We start from the raw sequence: 18,541 nt of genomic DNA on the forward strand, positions 1-18,541 counted from the left end.
TCACAAAATAGTAAAATATAATTGTGACCAAATGGTGACAAAACTTATGGGTCATTGTACTCAACAATATTATATCAATATTATTTATTAAGGGGGATTATATAATGGGAAAATTACAAGATAAAGTAGCAGTCATTACAGGTGGAGCTTCAGGAATAGGGGCAGAAACAGCTCGTTTATTCGTTCAAGAAGGAGCAAAAGTTGTACTAGTTGACCTTAATGAGGAAAAAGGAAAAGCTTTTGAAGCAGAATTGAAAGCGCTAAACGCGGAAGCACTATTTGTAAAAGCAAACATTACAAGTGAAGAAGACGTAGCAAATATTTATAAACAAACAATTGAAGCATTCGGTAAAGTCGATGTTGTGTTCAATAATGCAGGTATCGGTCGAGTTCAACCTTCACACGAATTAGAGTACTCTGAGTGGAGAAATACTGTAAACGTTGACTTAGATGGCGTTTTCTTAGTAGCACGTGAAGCTATTCGTGAATTTCTAAAAGCTGGTGGCGGTGTAATCGTTAACACGGCATCTATGTACGGTTGGGTTGGATCACCAGGTTCAGCAGCTTATAACGCAGCGAAAGGCGGAGTTGTTAACTTAACTCGCTCCCTTGGACTTGAATATGCAGAACAAAACATTCGTGTAAATGCACTTTGCCCTGGATTCATTGATACACCAATTATTCCAGAAGAAAGCAAAGAAGTATTACGTAGTATGACTCCCATGAAGCGTCTTGGACAAGCAGAAGAAATGGCGAAAGCTGTCCTATTCCTAGCTAGTGACGATTCTACATTCATGACTGGTAATAGCTTAATTGTTGACGGTGGATATACTGCTCAATAAGTTATCTTTGCCCATCACCTTTTTTGGTGGTGGTTTTTTTTATATTGTATTACTTTAACCACCCCTGGAATTATGAATTTATAATAATATGCGTTTTGTTATCTAGACATATAATTATTTATCAAGTAACATTATATACAAGAACATACGTTCCTTAACGAAGGGGGTGTAAAGTTGAAGGAGTGGGAAGCTGCCTATATTGCTGGAATAATTGATGGAGAAGGTTCAATTACTCTAACTAGAATCCACAGAAACGAATATAGACGTCCCTGTATATCTATTTCTTCAACCGATAAAGAGCTATTGTCCTATATCCAAAGCATAACTGGTGGGAATATTGTAAACAAGAAAAATTACAGTCCTGAAAAACATAAAGATTCGTTTGTTTTAACCATAAAGAAAAAGAAAGATGTATTTAACACTTTAGAACACATAGTTCATTTTCTTAGAGTACCACAAAAAAGAAAAAGAGCTGCGTGGATACTTAATAAGTATGATAGCGTAACACCTAGAAATGGCAAGTATAATGAAACTTCGATAAGAAGAAAAATCGAATTTGAAGATTATTTCTTTTCAATATAGCAACGTAAAAAGACCAGCATAAATGCTGGTCTTTGTCTTTTAAGTATGGAGACGGTGGGACGTGTATTTCCATGCTTTCGTCATGGCACTGACTATATCTTAGACCTTTTTAATAAGGCCTTCTGGCGTATTATGCGAAATATAATTTTTACCGTACTCGGTAGCATTTCGCATCCTAGTATTACCACTGCGAGTGGCAACCTATAAGTCGATACACGGCTGTTGGATTACTCCACATACCGCTCGGCATTGCCTTATCACTACTTTTAAAGCGACTTAGGTTTCACCGATAAAGCCAGATTATCACTTATGTGTTACCACATAAGGCGACTAATAATTAATCGAACCCACGTCCAGAAACATCGCCACTTGAATATCTACGAGTGTAGTCAATATATTAGTAATTCACTAACCCTTCGGCCTATTGACTGGCTTCCTGGCAGCTAGTCTGATTGTTCTCTTCCTTTGACCTCAGACGGCGATCTCCGGCGTAGCCCACTAAGAGTGAGTCCCTGATCCTACCACATGGGCGATGGAGGGAGGAACCGCATTAGACTGTTATTAAGCAGCTAAAGCGAAGTTGTTGTTTTCTTTGCCAGTTATTATTGGCGTTGACGTTGATGACGAGGACGATCCCCCCGACTCGCAACCCAAGCTCGAACTATCCCTGTCGAATCCGTAACGTCCCCTCGATAATAAAGATAAGCATCGTTTATTCAACTTTGCCATCGTATTAAAGCGGGAAAACACGGAGTGATATTTCAAGCTAACGTTACATTAGCTATTCAATTATCAAAGTGCCGCTTAACTTAGCGACAAATTTATTATAACATACTTACATAACTTTTCAATTGTAAGTTTTTGTAAAACACATTACATCTTTTGACGCTCGCGAAATGCACGTTCAATATCACGTTTTGCTTCTTTACGTTTTAAGTCTTCACGTTTGTCATATTTCTTTTTCCCTTTACCTAAACCTAAAAGTAGTTTGGCAAATCCATTTTTCAAGTACACTTTAAGTGGTACGAGTGTGTATCCTTCTTCTTTCGTCATCCCAATAAGTTTGCTAATCTCTTTACGATGAAGAAGTAGTTTTCGTGTCCGTAATGGCTCGTGATTGTAACGGTTACCTTGCTCATAAGGGCTAACATGCATGTTGTGCAAGAACACTTCACCGTTTTGAACACGTGCAAAAGAATCTTTTAAATTCACACGGCCAGCACGAATTGATTTAATTTCTGTACCTTGCAATACCATTCCTGTTTCATATGTCTCTTCAATGAAATAATCATGATATGCTTTTTTGTTTTGGCTTAACGTCTTTCCATGTCCTTTTGGCATCGCGTTTCCCCTTCCTTTTGTAATGAACATTTTACCAAAAATGAGGGGTGGATACAAGGAGTAAGGTAGTTTTGTAGTTATTGTATAGCGGGTGGTGCGTTTTTTATATGAAAGGGGTGTTTTAATTAATACTGTAGGCATTTTATTTAGTGTTGGGCTCTGGTTTAGTTATCATCTGTTGTTTTATTTATCATGGAGCTGAGTTTATTTATCACCGGGCTCGGTTTATTTATCACCAACGCTGATTTATTTATCACCTAACCCGTTTTATTTATCACCAACGCTAATTTATTTATCACTGAACACAGTTTATTTATCACCCACGCTAATTTATTTATCACCCACGCCGGTTTATTTATCACCGCGCCCCAGTTATTTATCACCACGCACCGTTATTACCCCCTAAAATCGATAAAAGCCCACCATTAACGGCGGGCTGCAATATTCCATTATCGCTTCTTTTTCTTTTTACGTTTTGCTTTTGGGGCATTTTCGTAATGTTTTTTCTCAGTTTTCTTCTTTTTATTCGGTGATTGGGTAGACCATCCTATTTCAAAGGTGTAGTCATCAACGTCTTTATCACGTTTTCGTTTTTGGCTACGTCCTTTCGGTGGTTTACCTGCATCACTTTTTATAACGCGAGGTGCGTCTTTACTTAATGTTCGGCGAGTTCCTTTCATGCCAACTACTTCAAAATCAATGGAGCGTTCATCTTTATCGACATTAACGACGCGAATCGTAATCTCATCACCGATTCGATATACTTTCCCTGTACGCTCCCCGATCATTGCATAATGACGTTCGTCGTACGAATAGTAATCGTCTGTTAAGTAGCTTACGTGAACGAGCCCTTCAATTGTATTTGGCAGTTCCACGAACATACCGAAGTTTGTAACAGAGCTAATAATACCGTCGTATTCTTCGCCGATCTTATCTAACATATACTCCGCTTTCTTCAGCTCATCTGTTTCTCTTTCCGCATCTACTGCTCGACGTTCGCGGTTAGACGTATGCTCGGCAATTTCCGGTAACTTTTCTTTCCACTTCGCTTGCGTATCTTCGTCTATTTTTCCTTCAATTAAATAAGTGCGGATTAAACGATGCACGATTAAATCTGGATAACGACGAATTGGTGAAGTGAAATGAGTGTAATACTCTGTTGATAGCCCAAAGTGGCCTAAGCTTTCTTCGTCATATTTCGCTTGCTTCATGGAACGAAGCATGACAGTTGAAACAACCATTTCTTCTGGCTTTCCTTGAACCGCTTCGATAATTTCTTGAAGTGCTCGTGGATGTACAGAGTTACCTTTTCCTTTTACGACATATCCAAAATTCGTAATAAACTCGAAGAAACGTTGTAGCTTTTCTTCTTTCGGATCTTCATGGACACGGTAAATGAATGGGACGTTTAACCAATGGAAATGCTCAGCAATCGTTTCGTTCGCTGCTAGCATGAACTCCTCAATTAAACGCTCCGCAACTGAACGCTCACGGAGCACGACATCAGTTGGGTTTCCTTCCTTATCGACTAGAACTTTCGCTTCTTTAAAGTCAAAATCGATTGCACCACGTGTCATCCGTTTAGTACGAAGAATTTCAGCTAGTCTTTCCATTTCTTCAAACATCGGCACTAAACTTTCGTAACGAGAACGTGTTTCTTCGTCTTTATCAACGAGAATTTTGTTCACATCTGTATACGTCATTCGTTCCGTTGTTTTTATCACACTTTGGAAAATTTCATGCTTAACTACTTCACCTGAAGGGTTTATTTCCATTTCACATGATAACGTTAAGCGATTTACTTTTGGATTTAAAGAACAAATACCATTGGATAAGCGATGCGGTATCATCGGAATAACTCGGTCTACTAAATAAACACTTGTACCACGGTCTAACGCTTCTTTATCAATAGGGGAATCTTCTGTTACGTAATAAGAAACATCGGCAATGTGTACACCTAATTTATAATTTCCGTTATCTAATTGCATTACCGTTACAGCATCATCTAAATCTTTCGCATCAGCACCGTCAATCGTAACGATCACTTCGTCACGAAGATCGCGGCGGCCTTTCATATCTTCTTCGCTAATTTCGTCTGGTACAGCAATCGCTTGGTCCAGCGCTTCTTTCGGAAAATCACCAGGTAATCCGTGCTTATGAATAACGGAGAGAATATCAACACCAGGATCATTTTTATGCCCAAGTATTTCAACTACTTCTCCTTCCGCACTTAAACGTCCTTCTGGATACGTTGTAATTTTCACGACAACTTTATGACCTTCTACCGCTCCACCTGTTGCTTCCTTCGGTATAAAAATATCACTCGTTACCTTTTTATCATCAGGAATAACGAAACCGAAATTTTTGCTTTCTGTATATGTACCGACTATTTGCTTCACACTACGTTCTACAATCCGAATAACGGTTCCTTCTTGTCGAGAACCACCTTCTGCACGCTTGTTCACTCGTACGAGAACGATATCTCCGTGCATCGCATTATTTAGCTCTGTCGGTGGAATAAACACATCCTCTAAATCAGCTTCTTCCGGTACAACGAAAGCGAACCCTTTTGAATGGCCAACTACTTTACCACGAACAAGGTTCATTTTTTCTGGTAACCCGTAACGATTACTTCTCGTACGAACAACTAACCCCTGTTCTTCCATTTGCACTAACGCTTTGACAAACGTTTTAAATTCCTCTGAATCTTCTATTCCGAATGCACTTTCTAACTCACCCGTAGTTAACGGCTTATAGGCCTCTTCTTTCATATAGGAAAGAAGCCGCTCTATATGTTCTTGAATCATTTCTTCCATTTCCCATCCCTCCTTTTAATTGTCTAATACACCTTACCAATCTAATGACTCTAAAAATTCATAAACATCTTCATGTAGTTGTTCACGCTCTTTATCTAGCGTAATGACATGACCTGATTCTTCATACCATTTTATTTTCTTATTGTCTGCCTCCACTGCATTGTAAATAATGTTCGCACTGTCTGTATTAATCATTTTATCGTGGCGTGCTTGAACTACAAATGTTGGCGAGTAAATCATATCGACATTGTCACGAACGTCAGCGATTAATGCTTGTAGCTCTTTTAACGTATTCATCGGAGCAAAAGCCTTCATTTCTTGTTCAATCTGTTCTGGTGTTTTTCCTTCTCTTCGCTTCCATTCACGAGCATACGCTAAAACACCTTCATACATTACTTCTTCACTTTTTATATACATTGGTGCGCACATTGGGACAATACCCTTAATAGGTACAGTGTAACCTAATTTAAGAGAAAATACGCCTCCAAGAGACAAACCAACAGCTGCAATTTGCTCATGACCCTTATCTTTTAAAAACTGATAAGCTTCCATTACATCTTGCCACCAATCTTCCGGGCCTGTATGAACAAGTTCTTCTGGCGGAACACCATGTCCTTTATATTGTGGTGCATGACATGTATAACCTCTTGTTTCTAAAAATCGGCCTAACATGCGAACATCGGCTGAATTTCCTGTAAATCCGTGTAATAGTAAAACCGCTCGTTCCCCGCCTTCAAACGTGAACGGTTCTGGTAACTTCACTTTCATTGGGACATCCCTCACTCTTTATTATTATGTATAGTATGCTCAACCATTTATAAGTAAAAATTTATCCTATCCAAAAAGAATATATTACCATAAAACGTTTTGTTACGCATGAAATATGGTGCTAAACGAATTACTAGTAAAAAAGTAACAGCTTCGCAATCCTATTTATTTTTATGTGGGTAACAATTTGCCTAACTTTAAGTTTCAGACTATTTCGACAAAAGTGGATAAAATTATTTTTCTCCTTTTTAGTAAAAAATTAACATTTAATTCCTCTAATCGTTATCATATCAAGCTTTAGAGAGATTTATCACTTTTTTACTACTTCGACATGTATCTTCAACATCTTTAATATGGTTGTTTTATAATAACTTTGGACATATAGAAAAAGTAGTGCGACTATTGATTCAGTCAAAGGCAAACTTATTGAAAAATAAGGACGCAAAGTCAACAGGTCTACGGGAGATAAACAAAGAAAGAGAAAAAAATCTGCTATGATGGCTGGACTGCCTGGGATACTGATTGTATTTTAGGAGGGAAAAAGTATGGGGAATGGGGTACTAGAAATGACTGAGAATCTAGATAAAGAGTGGATTGAACTAATATCATCTGCGTTAGAATTCGGCATTAGCGTGGAAGAAATTAGAGAGTTTTTACATAACTATCCGAACACCTCTCTTTAGTTCGTATAGTTTTATTTTTGTTTGAAATATCAAACAACACCTTCGATATATGATATAATAGAAAAAGTTAGAGATAGAGAAAGAAGGTGACTACTGTGATCGGCGAGCGCATCAAAAAAATTCGTGAAGAAAAGAAATTATCCATGTCAGAACTAGCAGAGCGTGCAGGGGTTGCTAAATCTTATTTAAGTTCCATCGAACGTAACTTACAATCGAACCCATCTGTACAGTTTTTAGAAAAGGTTTCAGCAGTTTTAGGCGTATCCGTCAACAGCCTTCTACATGAAGAAGTAGACGAAGGAGCCATCGATTCAGAGTGGGCTAACCTAGTAAAAGAAGCTATGAATTCAGGTGTATCAAAAGATGAATTCAAAGAATGGCTAGAATTTAATAAATGGAAAGCAAGCCAAAAATAAAAGCGTCGATAGCAAAATGCATCGGCGCTTTATTATATGACTCGGTCGATTTTATAGCTCTTTACATAAAGAGTAAGCTGTTTCTTTCTTTCGTATTTAGTTGGTTGATGACATAATGCTACGTATTCCTTTTGAGAAGTTAAGTCTGTTGAACAAGTTGGACAGATCCATCGGGAGAATTCTGAGCTGGAGTAGGATGGTTTCGTGCAGGTTGGGCAGGTTTTGGTGTACACCTTAATTTCTCTCCTTTAAAAGAAATAACTTTAAAAATTTATTTATATTGCATTTTTCGTTTTTTTCTATTACTTATTATTAATATAAATGTACCTATAGTTAAAATAATGACACCAATTAAAATAATATCTAAAATGTTTGTAGCTGTTTTAGGTAACTTTACACCATCCACAGGGCTAACTCCTCCAAGTGTACCTTCTGCATAAAACTTAAATTCTACTATAGATGCTAAACCTTGATACTCATTTCCCTTTTCATATGGAAACTCCACTTTAAATAACAATTCATCCTTTCCACCTGATACAATTTCTCTTGGATTTAACGCTTTAAAATCTTCAAGACTACCATTAAAAATCTGTCCACTTTTATCTGAAATAGATAAAATAAGAGCATTATAAAATTTTTCAGAACCTGAAACTAAACTTGCGGACGAAAGATATTTAAAATCTTTCGTACCGCTATTTGTTACTACTAAACTTCTTTCTGCCCAATCTCCTGGTTTCATGTTATCTAATTCAAAAAGTATTTTTTCGGGTGAAGTCCTTATATCTATTTCATTTTCATTAGAGTCAGCAAGAACAGAAGAAGTAGCCGATTGTATTATTAGTATTAGTAAAGCACTATACATGATAAGTTTTACTATAGCATTCATACCGTTTCTCCCTTCCCTTAAGGGCTTAACTAAACTTTTGGCGGTGTATCCTCAATTGGAACAGTTAGTTGTTTACTATTTTTCTCGATCTCATTTATTGCACTCTTAATTGTTAAACCAGCATAAAGTACGAGTAATATACCTGGAAGGACCATTAAAAGTAAGCTTCCATTTTTAGAATTCGCAAAGTTGATAAAATAACCAGCATATGGGATAGTGAAGCCGGTATACTGTGCAACTACATTTTCAGACAAAACAGGCGCGGAATCTTCTGCATTATTACTATCGCCTTTAGTTCGATACATTACATGTTCTCCACTAGTAACAACTTCTGTAATTCTATGAGTAATTAATTTCTCTGTATCTGCTTTAAATGTAATAATATCCCCTTTTTCAAAGCCTTTCATATCTACATCAGGCTTTACCGCAATAACGGATCCTGTTTTTATTTCTGGCTCCATTGAACCAGATAAAACAGTTTTTAATTGATAGCCTAAAACTTGTGGTTCTCCTCCAGCAGCTTTGGAGGATATTACGAGAACAGCCATTAAAATTAAAGTTGCAAATAAAGTAAATGTCACTAAACTACTAAACCATTTTTTTATATTTTTTAGACTAAATAGGCTTTTAAGCTTATCCTTCACTTGATTCATCTCCTTCATGTTCCTTTTCTTCATCTATACTCTGATTCTTAGGTTGATCTGAAGATATCTCTTCTTCAGTTTTTTCATCGTCACTTTCTTCTGGAGGTATTTCTTCACTTTTTTCTTCTTTTTCTGGCTCTGGTTCTAATTCTTCATCCATTTTTTCTTCTTTATTTTCTTCCTCTTCATTTTTTATGTCTTCATTCGGTTGTTCTTCTACTATTTCTTCCTTTTCCTCTAATGACTTATCTATTTCATTCTCTTCTTCTTCAGCTGCTCCCTTAATATCTTTCTGTTTTTTACACTGGACTTTCACTTTTTCACTCCACACTTCTTTTCTATTAATATAGTCCTTTTCAAATCCAGGTCTTTGTAGAGCTTTGAAAACGTACCATCCTTCACTTTCAGCTTGATAAGTTAAGAGGACAGTCCCCCCTTTAGGGATCGGTTCAATCCAACCTGAAAAAATTCTATCACCATGTTTTAGTGGATTCCCATTTTCATTTAATTCAGTGTAATAAATCTCATACTCTGTCGCTTTAGACATATCTAATCCATCATTTTTAACTACCACACCGATTTCTTCAGGAGGACAACTATGTACAACTTGAGTACCTCTATTAGGAAAAATAAGATCACTTCCGTCGTACCAATCTGAAGCAGTAGTGATCCTAGTGTTTGTTTGTGAAGTGTCACTGTAATAGGCTAGTGTTCCATTTGTTAAATATGATAGTGAAATAATTGATACATAATAAATAGCAGCTAATTGTAAAATGATTAGAAACCCTTTGTTCTTTTTACCAAACTTCCTTAATCTAGAGCTCCTCATTTCAATGTTAGAACCTCCTTTAATGCTTTTACTTTCTATCATGAATATACAATTAGATTTATATATTTATGATAAAAAATAAATGGTGAAAGGTGAGCTAACCCCACCCTTCCCCAATCTATCTAGTTTCTTATTTTATAGTTCCAGCTGTTTGGTGAGCTTCGAAGTTCCAGAAGAGAGTCAACTCAGCATCTTGGAATGTATTTTGATCTTCAGTATTATCTACAAATTCAAACACAACAATTAAGTCATCTGAATCCCCAGCTGCAAGGCCGCCCCTTTCTCCATTTACTTCACCTAGCCACGGTAAATTTACGTATAGATCATTTGCTACTGCATCAGGAAGACCATCTGCAGCTTTTAGTTCTGCTAAAGTAGTAGTAGTTATAACATTGTTTGGCCCTACAACGATATTACCTAGACCATTCTTATCTACGTTTGTCATGAAATGTACGAGAATATGCTCACCTAAGTCTCCTCCTGTATACTTGTCGCCATATTCAACAGTGTAATCTGTATGAATATCAACTCTAGAGATATCTAAAGTACCGTCATTTGAAAGTTCAAAAGCTCTTGGCATAATATCTCCTGGTTTAATGTTTTCAGCACGAATTACATACTCTGGATTAATGGATAAATCTAATGTACCCGATGCAAATGTGTTAGTTGTTGCTACTGTGTCACTAAAGTACGCATATGTACCTCCACCAATTAGTGCTAAACCTAGTGCTGCTGAAGCTACCCCTAAACCTAATTTCTTTTTTAAACTCATTCTTTTTCCTCCTATACCCCTAAGGTAAAATTTTTAAGTTCGTTGTTCTCTTTAACGAACCTTACAATACGAAGTATAAAACACTTTGTTCGTTATGAAAAACGCCAAATTAGTTCGTTTTTTCGCAATTGAGAACATTTTTAGGACTTTTTCATTAGTTTTCTCTCATTTACTTAGTTTTTTGTTTTTTATAATGAATTAACTGTACGATATAATGAACAAAAAGATATATAGTTAGGACGATGTGTATGATTGGTGACGAGATAAAGAAACTTCGTAATAATAATGGACTTAGTTTAAGTGAATTAGCGGAAAAATCAGGTGTTTCAAAGTCTTACTTGAGTCAATTAGAACGAAATTTGCAAGTAAACCCTTCTCTTCAATTGTTAAGTAAAATTGCGACATCATTAGATACCGATATAGAAGAATTACTTAATAAAAAGAAAAAGGTAAGTGGGCCAAAAATTACGCTAGATGCTGAATGGCGACGGCTTTTATACAAAGCGATTTCTGAGGGGATGACAAAAGAAGATTTTGTACAGTTTCGTGATTACCTTCATTTTAAGAAATGGCAAGAAACGAAAAGAATTAAGGGGGAATAACTGTGGACCTAGAATATGAATTAGATTGTGACTGGATTCAAATGATTCTTGAAGCCAAAGAAATGGGGATGACGATGGAAGAAATAAGTGAGGCATTTAAGGAGCTTAGTAAGAATGTTGAATAGGAAAATTAGGGGGCCAAAGCGGTCTCTCTTTTTTTTACATTTTCTTTCCAACTATAATCTAGTAAAATGGAGATATTACAAATATTGAGGTATTAACATGAAGAATCAAACCCATTTACCAAATAAAAAAATATATTGGATTATTGCGATTGCTAGTATCGTCTTAATGACGTTAGGTTCGTTCATTGAACTGTGGGAAAATGGGCCAACAGCCACATTTATTACGCACCTATTAATTGTAGTAGTCATTTCCATACTATTAATTATTTATCCTAAAAAGAAAAATATCTTCACTAAATATGCATTGAACATTGCAATGCCCATTTATTTTTACGCAATGTTCATTTTCTATCCATTCACTTTATCACCACTCCTTATCATTTGCTTTATTCCAGGGATAGCGATATTGTTCTACAATCAAAGGCTATTTTATTTTTCGTTAATTAGTAATGTTGTAATAGTACTTTCTTTTATGCTTTATGTCTTTTTAGTAGATCAAGGAGCTGGTTTTCCTATATTTTATAAAGACTTACACGGTTATGCGATCAATTTTTTAGCATGCCAAGTTATGCTTTATTTTATTTTTGCACTCATTAAGAAAAAAATTGAAGAGCAAAAGCAGTATTATCAGCAAATCCAAGAGGATGAACGATTAAAGACAACAGGACAATTGGCTGCAGCAGTTGCACATGAAATTCGCAATCCGATTACAGTAGTGAAAGGATTTATCCAATTACATGAAACAGATAAGCAATTACCTGACCATATAAAGAAGCATTATAAATTAATGATGGACGAGCTGTATACAGCTGAAACGGTTATTTCAGACTTTTTATCTCTCGCAAAGCCTGAGGTTAGTGAAGTTGAAACAGTTGAAGTTAAACCAGCTCTTTATAATGTAATGGATTTGCTAAATACGTACGCTCACATTGATACAATCCAAATAGAATTAGACATTGAAGATGATTATTCGATTCAATGTACTTTAATGGAATTTAAGCAGCTATTCGTCAATTTATTGAAAAACGCGGTGGAAGCTTCCAAGCATGGGGGAACAGTGCGAGTAAAGGTTAGAAAAGTTAATGATAGGGTTCAAATTAACATTGTAGATCAAGGGGTTGGGATGACGAAGGAACAATTAAAAAGAATCGGCACTCCCTTCTATTCTTTAAAGGCAAAAGGGACTGGACTTGGGTTAATGATTTGCTTTAATATTGTCCAGAAATATAATGGAACGATTAACTTTTTTAGCGAGGAAGGAAAAGGGACTAACGTTACGGTCGCATTTCCGTTAATTAAAAAAACCACTTCTCGGTAATGGGAAGTGGTTTTACTGTTGTTTTATGCAAAATAAGCGATTGCTAAAGTTAGTAAGAAAAATAGTACAGCTAATACGATCGTTGCACGATGTAAAACTAAATCAAGACCGCGCGCTTTTTGTTTACCAAATAATGTTTCTGCTCCACCAGCGATTGCACCAGATAGACCAGCACTTTTTCCTGATTGAAGTAAAACAACGACTACAAGTGCTAAAGAAGTAATAATAAGTAAAATAGTTAAGAAAATTTGCATGTGACTACGACACCTCCATCGAACGTTCATAAGTAAACTTACAATAAATGTACCACAAAATGTTAGTGTGGACAAGAGGGAGAAAATGCGAAAAGGTCAGGAATTTCTTCATTTCGAATAGTGCAATTTGCGTTTACTGTTAGTTTTTTGTGCTAGTCGTGAGCCTTATTAAGTAATTTGAATCATTTTTTTGGCCAAGCTAACTCGCTTTTGTGCCAACCGAACTCACTTTTCGGCCAACCGAACTCACTTTTGCGCCAACTGAACCCGCTTTTGTGCCAACCGAACTCACTTTTGCGCCAACTGAACTCACTTTTGCGCCAACTGGACTCACTTTTCGGCCAACTGGACTCACTTTTCGGCCAACTGAGCATCTTTTTGAGCCAACTGGGAACACTTTTCGGCCAATTGAGCATCTTTTTACGCCAACCGGTAACACTTTTCGCCAGCAGACCCTCTGTTCACGCCACCCAATATAAAAGGGCCTGACCCCAATAGGTCAGACCCTCATTCACATTATTTCTTTAAGTTATAGAAAGAACGTAAGCCGTCGTAGCGAGCTGTGTCACCAAGTTGGTCTTCGATGCGAAGTAATTGGTTGTATTTAGCTACACGGTCTGTACGAGATGGTGCACCAGTTTTGATTTGGCCAGCGTTTGTTGCAACTGCGATGTCAGCAATTGTGCTGTCTTCTGTTTCACCAGAACGGTGAGAGATTACAGCTGTGTAACCAGCGCGTTTTGCCATTTCGATTGCTTCGAATGTTTCAGTTAGTGTACCGATTTGGTTTACTTTGATTAGGATAGAGTTACCGATTTTACGCTCGATACCTTCTGCTAATTTTTTCGTGTTTGTTACGAATAGGTCGTCTCCAACTAATTGAACTTTACCGCCGATGCGCTCCGTTAATAGTTTGAAACCTTCCCAGTCGTTTTCATCTAAGCCGTCTTCGATCGAGATGATTGGGTATTTCTCCGCCATTTTCGCGTAGAATTCAACCATTTCTTCAGAAGTGTAAACAACACCTTCGCCTTTAAGGTGGTATTTACCGTCTTCTTTGTTGTAGAACTCAGAAGCTGCAGCGTCCATAGCAAGCATTACTTGCTCACCTGGTTTGTAACCAGCTTTTTCAATTGCTTCGATGATTGTTTGAAGAGCTTCTTCGTTAGATCCTAAGTTTGGAGCGAATCCACCTTCGTCACCAACAGCTGTGTTTAAACCTTTTGCACTTAAAACTGCTTTAAGAGCGTGGAAGATTTCAGCACCCATACGTAGAGCTTCTTTGAAGTTTTCAGCTCCAACAGGCATTACCATGAATTCTTGGATGTCTACGTTGTTGTCCGCATGCTCTCCACCGTTGATGATGTTCATCATTGGTACTGGAAGCGTTTTTGCACTGAATCCGCCTAAGTATTGGTATAAAGGAATTTGTAGGAAGTCAGCTGCTGCACGAGCTACTGCCATAGAAACACCAAGAATAGCGTTTGCTCCTAATTTTCCTTTGTTTTCTGTACCGTCAAGCTCCATTAATGCTTGGTCGATAGCTACTTGCTCCATTACGTCGTAAAGACCGATAAGTTCAGGAGCGATTTGCTCGTTTACGTTTTCAACTGCGTTTTGAACACCTTTACCTAAGTAACGAGATTTGTCACCGTCACGTAGTTCTACTGCTTCGTATTCACCTGTAGATGCACCACTTGGTACTAGTGCGCGACCGAATGCGCCTGATTCTGTGTAAACTTCTACTTCAATTGTTGGGTTACCGCGAGAGTCTAATACTTCGCGTGCGTAAATATCAGAGATAATTGGCATGTTTGTAAGTCTCCTTTTTATTTTAAAATATTTTTTACAATAGTTGATTTCCGCTACAGGTACTTGCTTTCCTGCGGGGAGAGAGTCGAGCCTCCTCGGCTTCGCCTGTGGGGTCTCGACCTTCTCTCTTCTCCCGCGGGAGTCAAGTACCTTCCGCTCCAATCAAAAAGTAATGCACTTCTCAGCGCTATACTCTTATATTATTTTTTAATTAACGTATTTCCTGTCATTTCTTCTGGTTTGTCAACGCCTAGTAAGTCAAGTACTGTTGGCGCCAAGTCTCCTAAAATACCGTCGTTACGAAGTTCTAGACCTTCGCGTGTTACGATAACAGGAACTGGGTTTGTTGTATGTGCTGTCATCGGGTTGCCTTCTAACGTAATGACTTCATCAGCGTTCCCGTGGTCAGCTGTAATAATAGCAGTTCCGCCTTTAGCATTAATTGCTTCGACAACTTTTCCTAAACATTCGTCGACTACTTCAATTGCTTTCACAGTTGGCTCAAGCATTCCGGAGTGCCCTACCATATCTGGGTTCGCAAAGTTTAAAATAATCGTATCATGTTTATCTGCTTCGATTTCTTTTAATAGTGCTTCTGTTACTTCATATGCACTCATTTCTGGCTTTAAGTCATACGTTGCTACTTTCGGTGAATCAATTAATATTCTCTCTTCACCTGGGAAAGGCTCCTCACGTCCACCGCTCATGAAGAACGTAACGTGTGGATATTTTTCCGTTTCAGCAATTCGTAGTTGCTTTAACCCTTGTTGAGCTAATACTTCACCAAGGGTATTATCCATTCCAACTGGTTGAAATGCAACATATCCGTCTACTGACTCACTGAAATGTGTTAAACATACGAACATTAAGTTTTCAGGGTGCTTTTCTCCACGGTCAAACGAACGGAAGTCTTTGTTCGTGAACGTGTTTGAAATTTGGATCGCACGGTCTGGACGGAAGTTATAGAAAATAACAGCGTCATCGTTTTGGATTGTTGCTACTGGGCTTCCGTCTTCTTTCGTAATGACAGATGGTAATACGAATTCATCGTAGATACCATTTGCATAAGAGTCTTCAACAACTTCTAATGCATTACGGTAAGATGGCCCTTCGCCGTATACCATGGATCGATACGACTTTTCTACACGATCCCAACGCTTGTCGCGGTCCATCGAGTAATAACGACCAGAAATAGTTGCGATTTCTCCAACACCTGTTTGTTCAATGTGTGCATTTAATTGCTCAATAAATTGTTTCGCACTTTGAGGTGCTACATCACGACCATCAAGGAAACCGTGAATGTAAACTCTCTCCACACCTTCTTTTTTCGCTAGTTCTAATAGAGCGAAAAGGTGGTTAATATGACTATGTACACCACCGTCTGAAAGTAGACCGAAAATGTGTAAGTTAGAGTTTTTTTCTTTTGCATGGTTCATTGCGCGAAGGAATGTTTCGTTTTCTGCGAAATGTCCTTCACGGATAGCAACGTTCACTCGAGTCAAACTTTGATAAACGATACGTCCAGCACCAATATTTAAGTGCCCAACTTCAGAATTCCCCATTTGTCCTTCAGGTAATCCTACCGCTTCTCCACTAGCAATTAATTGTGCATGTGGATAGTTGTTCCAGTAACGGTCAAAGTTTGGTTTTTTTGCATGAACAACGGCGTTCCCTTTTTCTTCATTACGAAGAGCGAAGCCGTCTAAAATAATAAGTGCTACTGGTTTTTTACTCATTCTTACCTGCCTCCAAAAGCTGTAAGAAAGATTGAGCTTCTAGGCTTGCTCCGCCAACTAAAGCTCCATCGATATCTGGTTGTGCCATATATTCAGCGATGTTACCTGGTTTTACACTTCCGCCGTATTGAATACGAACTGCATCTGCAGCATCTTGACCGAATTCAGTCCCTACAACTTGACGAATATGTGCACATACTTCGTTCGCATCTTCTGCAGTTGAAGATTTTCCAGTTCCGATTGCCCAAATAGGTTCGTAAGCAATGACTGTTGTTTTTACTTGATCAGCAGTTAGGCCCGTTAGCGCTTTTTTCACTTGGTCTCCTACTAGATCATTTGTTTTTCCAGCTTCACGTTCTTCTAACGTTTCGCCACAGCAAACGATAGGAGTTAATCCGTGTTGGAAAGATGATAATACTTTTTTGTTTACAGTTTCGTCTGTTTCTGCAAACATTTCACGACGCTCAGAGTGACCTAAAACTACGTAAGTTACTCCTAAGTCTTTTAATGCTACAGGGCTAATTTCACCTGTGAACGCTCCACTTTCTTCCCAGTGCATGTTTTGAGCGCCAACTTTAAGTTCGCTACCTTCTACATTTTGTACTAGACGGTCTAAAAATAGGGCAGGTGAACAAACAACTGCATCCACTTTGTCAGCTGAAGGAATTAATCCCTTCACTTCTTCTACAAAGCTTACTGCTTCAGAAGCAGTTTTGTGCATTTTCCAGTTTCCTGCAATAATTGGTTTACGCATGGAATTTCATTCCTTTCAATGCTTATTATTTTCACCCTGTCATTATTAGCGTGTCACTCGTTTGTATGTATATCCCGAACGCCGCTTTGCCATGGACCCGTTCCACTCACAAAAACGAAGTAACTTCACTTCATAACATTAAAGGGTAAGAATCTTACTTATCGTTTAAAGCTACTACTCCTGGTAGGGCTTTACCTTCCATAAATTCTAAGGAAGCTCCTCCACCTGTAGAGATGTGGCTCATTTTATCTGCAAGATTGAACTTTTCTACTGCAGCTGCGGAGTCTCCTCCACCGATTACAGAGTATGTATCTTGAGATTGTGCTAGTGCTTCTGCTACTGATTTTGTTCCGTTTGCGAAAGTATCTAATTCGAATACTCCCATCGGTCCGTTCCAAATAACTAGTTTAGAGTTTTTAATAACTTCTGCATAAATCTCGCTAGATTTTGGACCACAGTCTAAACCTTCCCAATCGCTAGGAATTTGATCAATTGGAACAATTTTTGTATTAGCATCGTTAGAGAAATCATCAGCTACTAAAACGTCAACTGGCATGTAGAAGTTTACGTCGTTTTTCTTCGCTTTTTCCATGAACGATTTTGCTAAATCTATTTTATCTTCTTCTAGAAGAGATTTCCCAACATCGTGTCCTTGCGCTTTAATGAAAGTGTAAGCAAGTCCTCCACCGATAATTAGGTTATCTACTTTATCCAGTAGGTTATCAATAACACCGATTTTGTCTTTAACTTTTGCACCACCGATAATTGCAGTGAATGGACGGTCAGGATGTGATAAAGCTTTACCTAGTACGTCTAATTCTTTTTCCATTAATAGACCGGAAACTGCAACAGGTACGTGATGTGCAATACCTTCTGTAGAAGCATGAGCACGGTGAGCTGCACCAAATGCATCATTTACGTAAACATCTGCAAGCTCTGCAAATTGTTTTGCTAGTTCTGAATCGTTTTTCTCTTCACCAGGGTAGAAGCGTACATTTTCTAATACAAGTACGTCACCTTCCGCTAGAGCGTCTACTTGTGCTTTCACAGCTTCTCCATACGCTTCGTTAGCTACTGCTACGTCACGACCTAAAAGCTCTTGAAGACGGCGGGCTACTGGTGCTAAGCGAAGTTCTTCTACAACTTCCCCTTTTGGACGTCCTAGATGACTTGCTAAAATAACTTTTGCACCATTTTCAACTAAATGTTGAATCGTCGGGATTGCTGCACGAATACGAGTCTCGTCGCCAACTACACCATCTTTCATCGGTACGTTAAAGTCTACACGACAAAAGACTCTTTTACCTTTTACATCAATATCGCGAATACTTTTCTTGTTCATGAAAAAGGCCTCCTTTTAT

The 18,541-nt window shown here is 38.0% G+C and carries 20 protein-coding genes, 1 other RNA gene and 1 riboswitch; of the genes, 7 read left to right on the top strand and 14 right to left on the bottom strand.

Annotation, left to right across the window (positions count from 1 at the left end):
• Positions 1-104 precede the first annotated feature (104 nt).
• Both O1A01_RS21425 and O1A01_RS21430 read left to right on the top strand, forming a co-directional pair.
• A complete protein-coding gene (locus O1A01_RS21425; RefSeq protein ID WP_066417866.1) occupies positions 105-842 on the top strand; it encodes an SDR family NAD(P)-dependent oxidoreductase in 738 nt (245 codons plus the stop codon).
• 174 nt (positions 843-1,016) lie between these two features.
• On the top strand, positions 1,017-1,424 hold the full coding sequence (locus O1A01_RS21430) for an LAGLIDADG family homing endonuclease (protein WP_270064930.1): 408 nt from the start codon (positions 1,017-1,019) through the stop codon (positions 1,422-1,424).
• A gap of 338 nt (positions 1,425-1,762) precedes the next feature.
• Here the strand turns inward: O1A01_RS21430 and ssrA are convergent.
• The 4 genes from ssrA to O1A01_RS21450 all read right to left on the bottom strand — a co-directional run bounded on the left by ssrA (position 1,763) and on the right by O1A01_RS21450 (position 6,349).
• Positions 1,763-2,105, bottom strand: a transfer-messenger RNA (tmRNA) gene (ssrA, locus tag O1A01_RS21435).
• 192 nt (positions 2,106-2,297) lie between these two features.
• Entirely contained in the window at positions 2,298-2,765 is a 468-nt protein-coding gene (gene smpB / locus O1A01_RS21440) for an SsrA-binding protein SmpB (RefSeq protein ID WP_066418092.1), read from the bottom strand.
• Positions 2,766-3,214: 449 nt separating this feature from the next.
• Positions 3,215-5,581 carry a ribonuclease R gene (rnr, locus tag O1A01_RS21445; RefSeq protein WP_066418094.1) on the bottom strand — a complete coding sequence of 789 codons (2,367 nt, stop codon included), beginning with the start codon at positions 5,579-5,581 and terminating at the stop codon, positions 3,215-3,217.
• A gap of 33 nt (positions 5,582-5,614) precedes the next feature.
• Positions 5,615-6,349, bottom strand: coding sequence for an alpha/beta hydrolase (locus O1A01_RS21450; protein ID WP_066418097.1), 735 nt, complete (start codon positions 6,347-6,349; stop codon positions 5,615-5,617).
• 406 nt (positions 6,350-6,755) lie between these two features.
• Positions 6,756-6,863, top strand: a riboswitch (cyclic di-GMP riboswitch).
• Positions 6,864-6,894: 31 nt separating this feature from the next.
• On the opposite strand from O1A01_RS21450, the gene O1A01_RS21455 reads away from it, so the two are divergent.
• Both O1A01_RS21455 and O1A01_RS21460 read left to right on the top strand, forming a co-directional pair.
• Positions 6,895-7,032 carry an anti-repressor SinI family protein gene (locus tag O1A01_RS21455; protein ID WP_084380532.1) on the top strand — a complete coding sequence of 46 codons (138 nt, stop codon included), beginning with the start codon at positions 6,895-6,897 and terminating at the stop codon, positions 7,030-7,032.
• Between the two features lie 95 nt (positions 7,033-7,127).
• Positions 7,128-7,448 carry a helix-turn-helix domain-containing protein gene (locus O1A01_RS21460; RefSeq protein ID WP_066418107.1) on the top strand — a complete coding sequence of 107 codons (321 nt, stop codon included), beginning with the start codon at positions 7,128-7,130 and terminating at the stop codon, positions 7,446-7,448.
• A 271-nt stretch (positions 7,449-7,719) separates the two neighbouring features.
• Here O1A01_RS21460 and O1A01_RS21465 read toward each other — a convergent pair whose 3' ends face one another.
• The 4 genes from O1A01_RS21465 to O1A01_RS21480 form a co-directional block, all read right to left on the bottom strand.
• A complete protein-coding gene (locus O1A01_RS21465) occupies positions 7,720-8,334 on the bottom strand; it encodes an LPXTG cell wall anchor domain-containing protein (RefSeq protein ID WP_066418109.1) in 615 nt (204 codons plus the stop codon).
• 29 nt (positions 8,335-8,363) lie between these two features.
• Positions 8,364-8,987 (bottom strand): signal peptidase I SipW, encoded by a 624-nt coding sequence (sipW, locus tag O1A01_RS21470; protein WP_066418113.1) that lies wholly within the window; start codon positions 8,985-8,987, stop codon positions 8,364-8,366.
• The gene (gene tapA / locus O1A01_RS21475) at positions 8,968-9,807 is read right to left on the bottom strand and encodes an amyloid fiber anchoring/assembly protein TapA (protein ID WP_270064931.1); all 840 of its coding nucleotides are present in this window, start codon (positions 9,805-9,807) and stop codon (positions 8,968-8,970) included. Before tapA ends, sipW begins: the two co-directional genes overlap by 20 nt.
• A gap of 130 nt (positions 9,808-9,937) precedes the next feature.
• Positions 9,938-10,579, bottom strand: a complete 642-nt coding sequence (locus O1A01_RS21480) for a TasA family protein (RefSeq protein WP_066418120.1) — start codon at positions 10,577-10,579, stop codon at positions 9,938-9,940.
• 248 nt (positions 10,580-10,827) lie between these two features.
• Here O1A01_RS21480 and O1A01_RS21485 point away from each other — a divergent pair, with 248 nt between their 5' ends.
• From O1A01_RS21485 to O1A01_RS21495, 3 genes are all read left to right on the top strand, one after another.
• Positions 10,828-11,181: a helix-turn-helix domain-containing protein gene (locus tag O1A01_RS21485; protein WP_066418122.1), complete on the top strand. Its 354-nt coding sequence runs from the start codon at positions 10,828-10,830 to the stop codon at positions 11,179-11,181.
• Between the two features lie 2 nt (positions 11,182-11,183).
• Positions 11,184-11,306: a DNA-binding anti-repressor SinI gene (gene sinI / locus O1A01_RS21490; RefSeq protein WP_235858189.1), complete on the top strand. Its 123-nt coding sequence runs from the start codon at positions 11,184-11,186 to the stop codon at positions 11,304-11,306.
• Between the two features lie 97 nt (positions 11,307-11,403).
• Positions 11,404-12,624, top strand: a complete 1,221-nt coding sequence (locus O1A01_RS21495) for an ATP-binding protein (protein ID WP_270064932.1) — start codon at positions 11,404-11,406, stop codon at positions 12,622-12,624.
• Between the two features lie 23 nt (positions 12,625-12,647).
• On the opposite strand, the gene secG is transcribed toward O1A01_RS21495, so the two are convergent.
• From secG to O1A01_RS21525, 6 genes are all read right to left on the bottom strand, one after another.
• Positions 12,648-12,878: a preprotein translocase subunit SecG gene (gene secG, locus O1A01_RS21500; protein WP_066418127.1), complete on the bottom strand. Its 231-nt coding sequence runs from the start codon at positions 12,876-12,878 to the stop codon at positions 12,648-12,650.
• Positions 12,879-13,077: 199 nt separating this feature from the next.
• Positions 13,078-13,317, bottom strand: a complete 240-nt coding sequence (locus tag O1A01_RS21505) for a hypothetical protein (protein ID WP_270064933.1) — start codon at positions 13,315-13,317, stop codon at positions 13,078-13,080.
• Between the two features lie 77 nt (positions 13,318-13,394).
• Positions 13,395-14,690, bottom strand: coding sequence for a phosphopyruvate hydratase (eno, locus tag O1A01_RS21510; protein WP_066419546.1), 1,296 nt, complete (start codon positions 14,688-14,690; stop codon positions 13,395-13,397).
• Between the two features lie 200 nt (positions 14,691-14,890).
• Positions 14,891-16,426, bottom strand: a complete 1,536-nt coding sequence (gene gpmI, locus O1A01_RS21515) for a 2,3-bisphosphoglycerate-independent phosphoglycerate mutase (protein ID WP_270064934.1) — start codon at positions 16,424-16,426, stop codon at positions 14,891-14,893.
• Positions 16,419-17,180 (bottom strand): triose-phosphate isomerase, encoded by a 762-nt coding sequence (tpiA, locus tag O1A01_RS21520; RefSeq protein ID WP_066419543.1) that lies wholly within the window; start codon positions 17,178-17,180, stop codon positions 16,419-16,421. The genes gpmI and tpiA overlap by 8 nt, the downstream gene beginning before the upstream one ends.
• 154 nt (positions 17,181-17,334) lie before the next feature.
• On the bottom strand, positions 17,335-18,522 hold the full coding sequence (locus tag O1A01_RS21525; protein WP_066419541.1) for a phosphoglycerate kinase: 1,188 nt from the start codon (positions 18,520-18,522) through the stop codon (positions 17,335-17,337).
• Between the last annotated feature and the right edge of the window lie 19 nt (positions 18,523-18,541).

The organism is Sutcliffiella sp. NC1 (genome assembly GCF_027594365.1).
GTDB classification, from domain to species: Bacteria; Bacillota; Bacilli; order Bacillales; family Bacillaceae_I; genus Sutcliffiella; species Sutcliffiella cohnii.

What these genes read in the sequence shown, in the direction of transcription:
- O1A01_RS21485 (WP_066418122.1), top strand. Translation starts at nt 10,828, where the DNA reads ATGATTGGTGACGAGATAAAGAAACTTCGTAATAATAATGGACTTAGT.
- O1A01_RS21465 (WP_066418109.1), bottom strand. Translation starts at nt 8,334, where the DNA reads ATGAATGCTATAGTAAAACTTATCATGTATAGTGCTTTACTAATACTA.
- secG (WP_066418127.1), bottom strand. Translation starts at nt 12,878, where the DNA reads ATGCAAATTTTCTTAACTATTTTACTTATTATTACTTCTTTAGCACTT.
- tapA (WP_270064931.1), bottom strand. Translation starts at nt 9,807, where the DNA reads ATGAGGAGCTCTAGATTAAGGAAGTTTGGTAAAAAGAACAAAGGGTTT.
- smpB (WP_066418092.1), bottom strand. Translation starts at nt 2,765, where the DNA reads ATGCCAAAAGGACATGGAAAGACGTTAAGCCAAAACAAAAAAGCATAT.
- tpiA (WP_066419543.1), bottom strand. Translation starts at nt 17,180, where the DNA reads ATGCGTAAACCAATTATTGCAGGAAACTGGAAAATGCACAAAACTGCT.
- O1A01_RS21495 (WP_270064932.1), top strand. Translation starts at nt 11,404, where the DNA reads ATGAAGAATCAAACCCATTTACCAAATAAAAAAATATATTGGATTATT.
- O1A01_RS21450 (WP_066418097.1), bottom strand. Translation starts at nt 6,349, where the DNA reads ATGAAAGTGAAGTTACCAGAACCGTTCACGTTTGAAGGCGGGGAACGA.
- O1A01_RS21480 (WP_066418120.1), bottom strand. Translation starts at nt 10,579, where the DNA reads ATGAGTTTAAAAAAGAAATTAGGTTTAGGGGTAGCTTCAGCAGCACTA.
- O1A01_RS21455 (WP_084380532.1), top strand. Translation starts at nt 6,895, where the DNA reads ATGGGGAATGGGGTACTAGAAATGACTGAGAATCTAGATAAAGAGTGG.
- rnr (WP_066418094.1), bottom strand. Translation starts at nt 5,581, where the DNA reads ATGGAAGAAATGATTCAAGAACATATAGAGCGGCTTCTTTCCTATATG.
- sipW (WP_066418113.1), bottom strand. Translation starts at nt 8,987, where the DNA reads ATGAATCAAGTGAAGGATAAGCTTAAAAGCCTATTTAGTCTAAAAAAT.
- O1A01_RS21425 (WP_066417866.1), top strand. Translation starts at nt 105, where the DNA reads ATGGGAAAATTACAAGATAAAGTAGCAGTCATTACAGGTGGAGCTTCA.
- gpmI (WP_270064934.1), bottom strand. Translation starts at nt 16,426, where the DNA reads ATGAGTAAAAAACCAGTAGCACTTATTATTTTAGACGGCTTCGCTCTT.
- O1A01_RS21525 (WP_066419541.1), bottom strand. Translation starts at nt 18,522, where the DNA reads ATGAACAAGAAAAGTATTCGCGATATTGATGTAAAAGGTAAAAGAGTC.
- eno (WP_066419546.1), bottom strand. Translation starts at nt 14,690, where the DNA reads ATGCCAATTATCTCTGATATTTACGCACGCGAAGTATTAGACTCTCGC.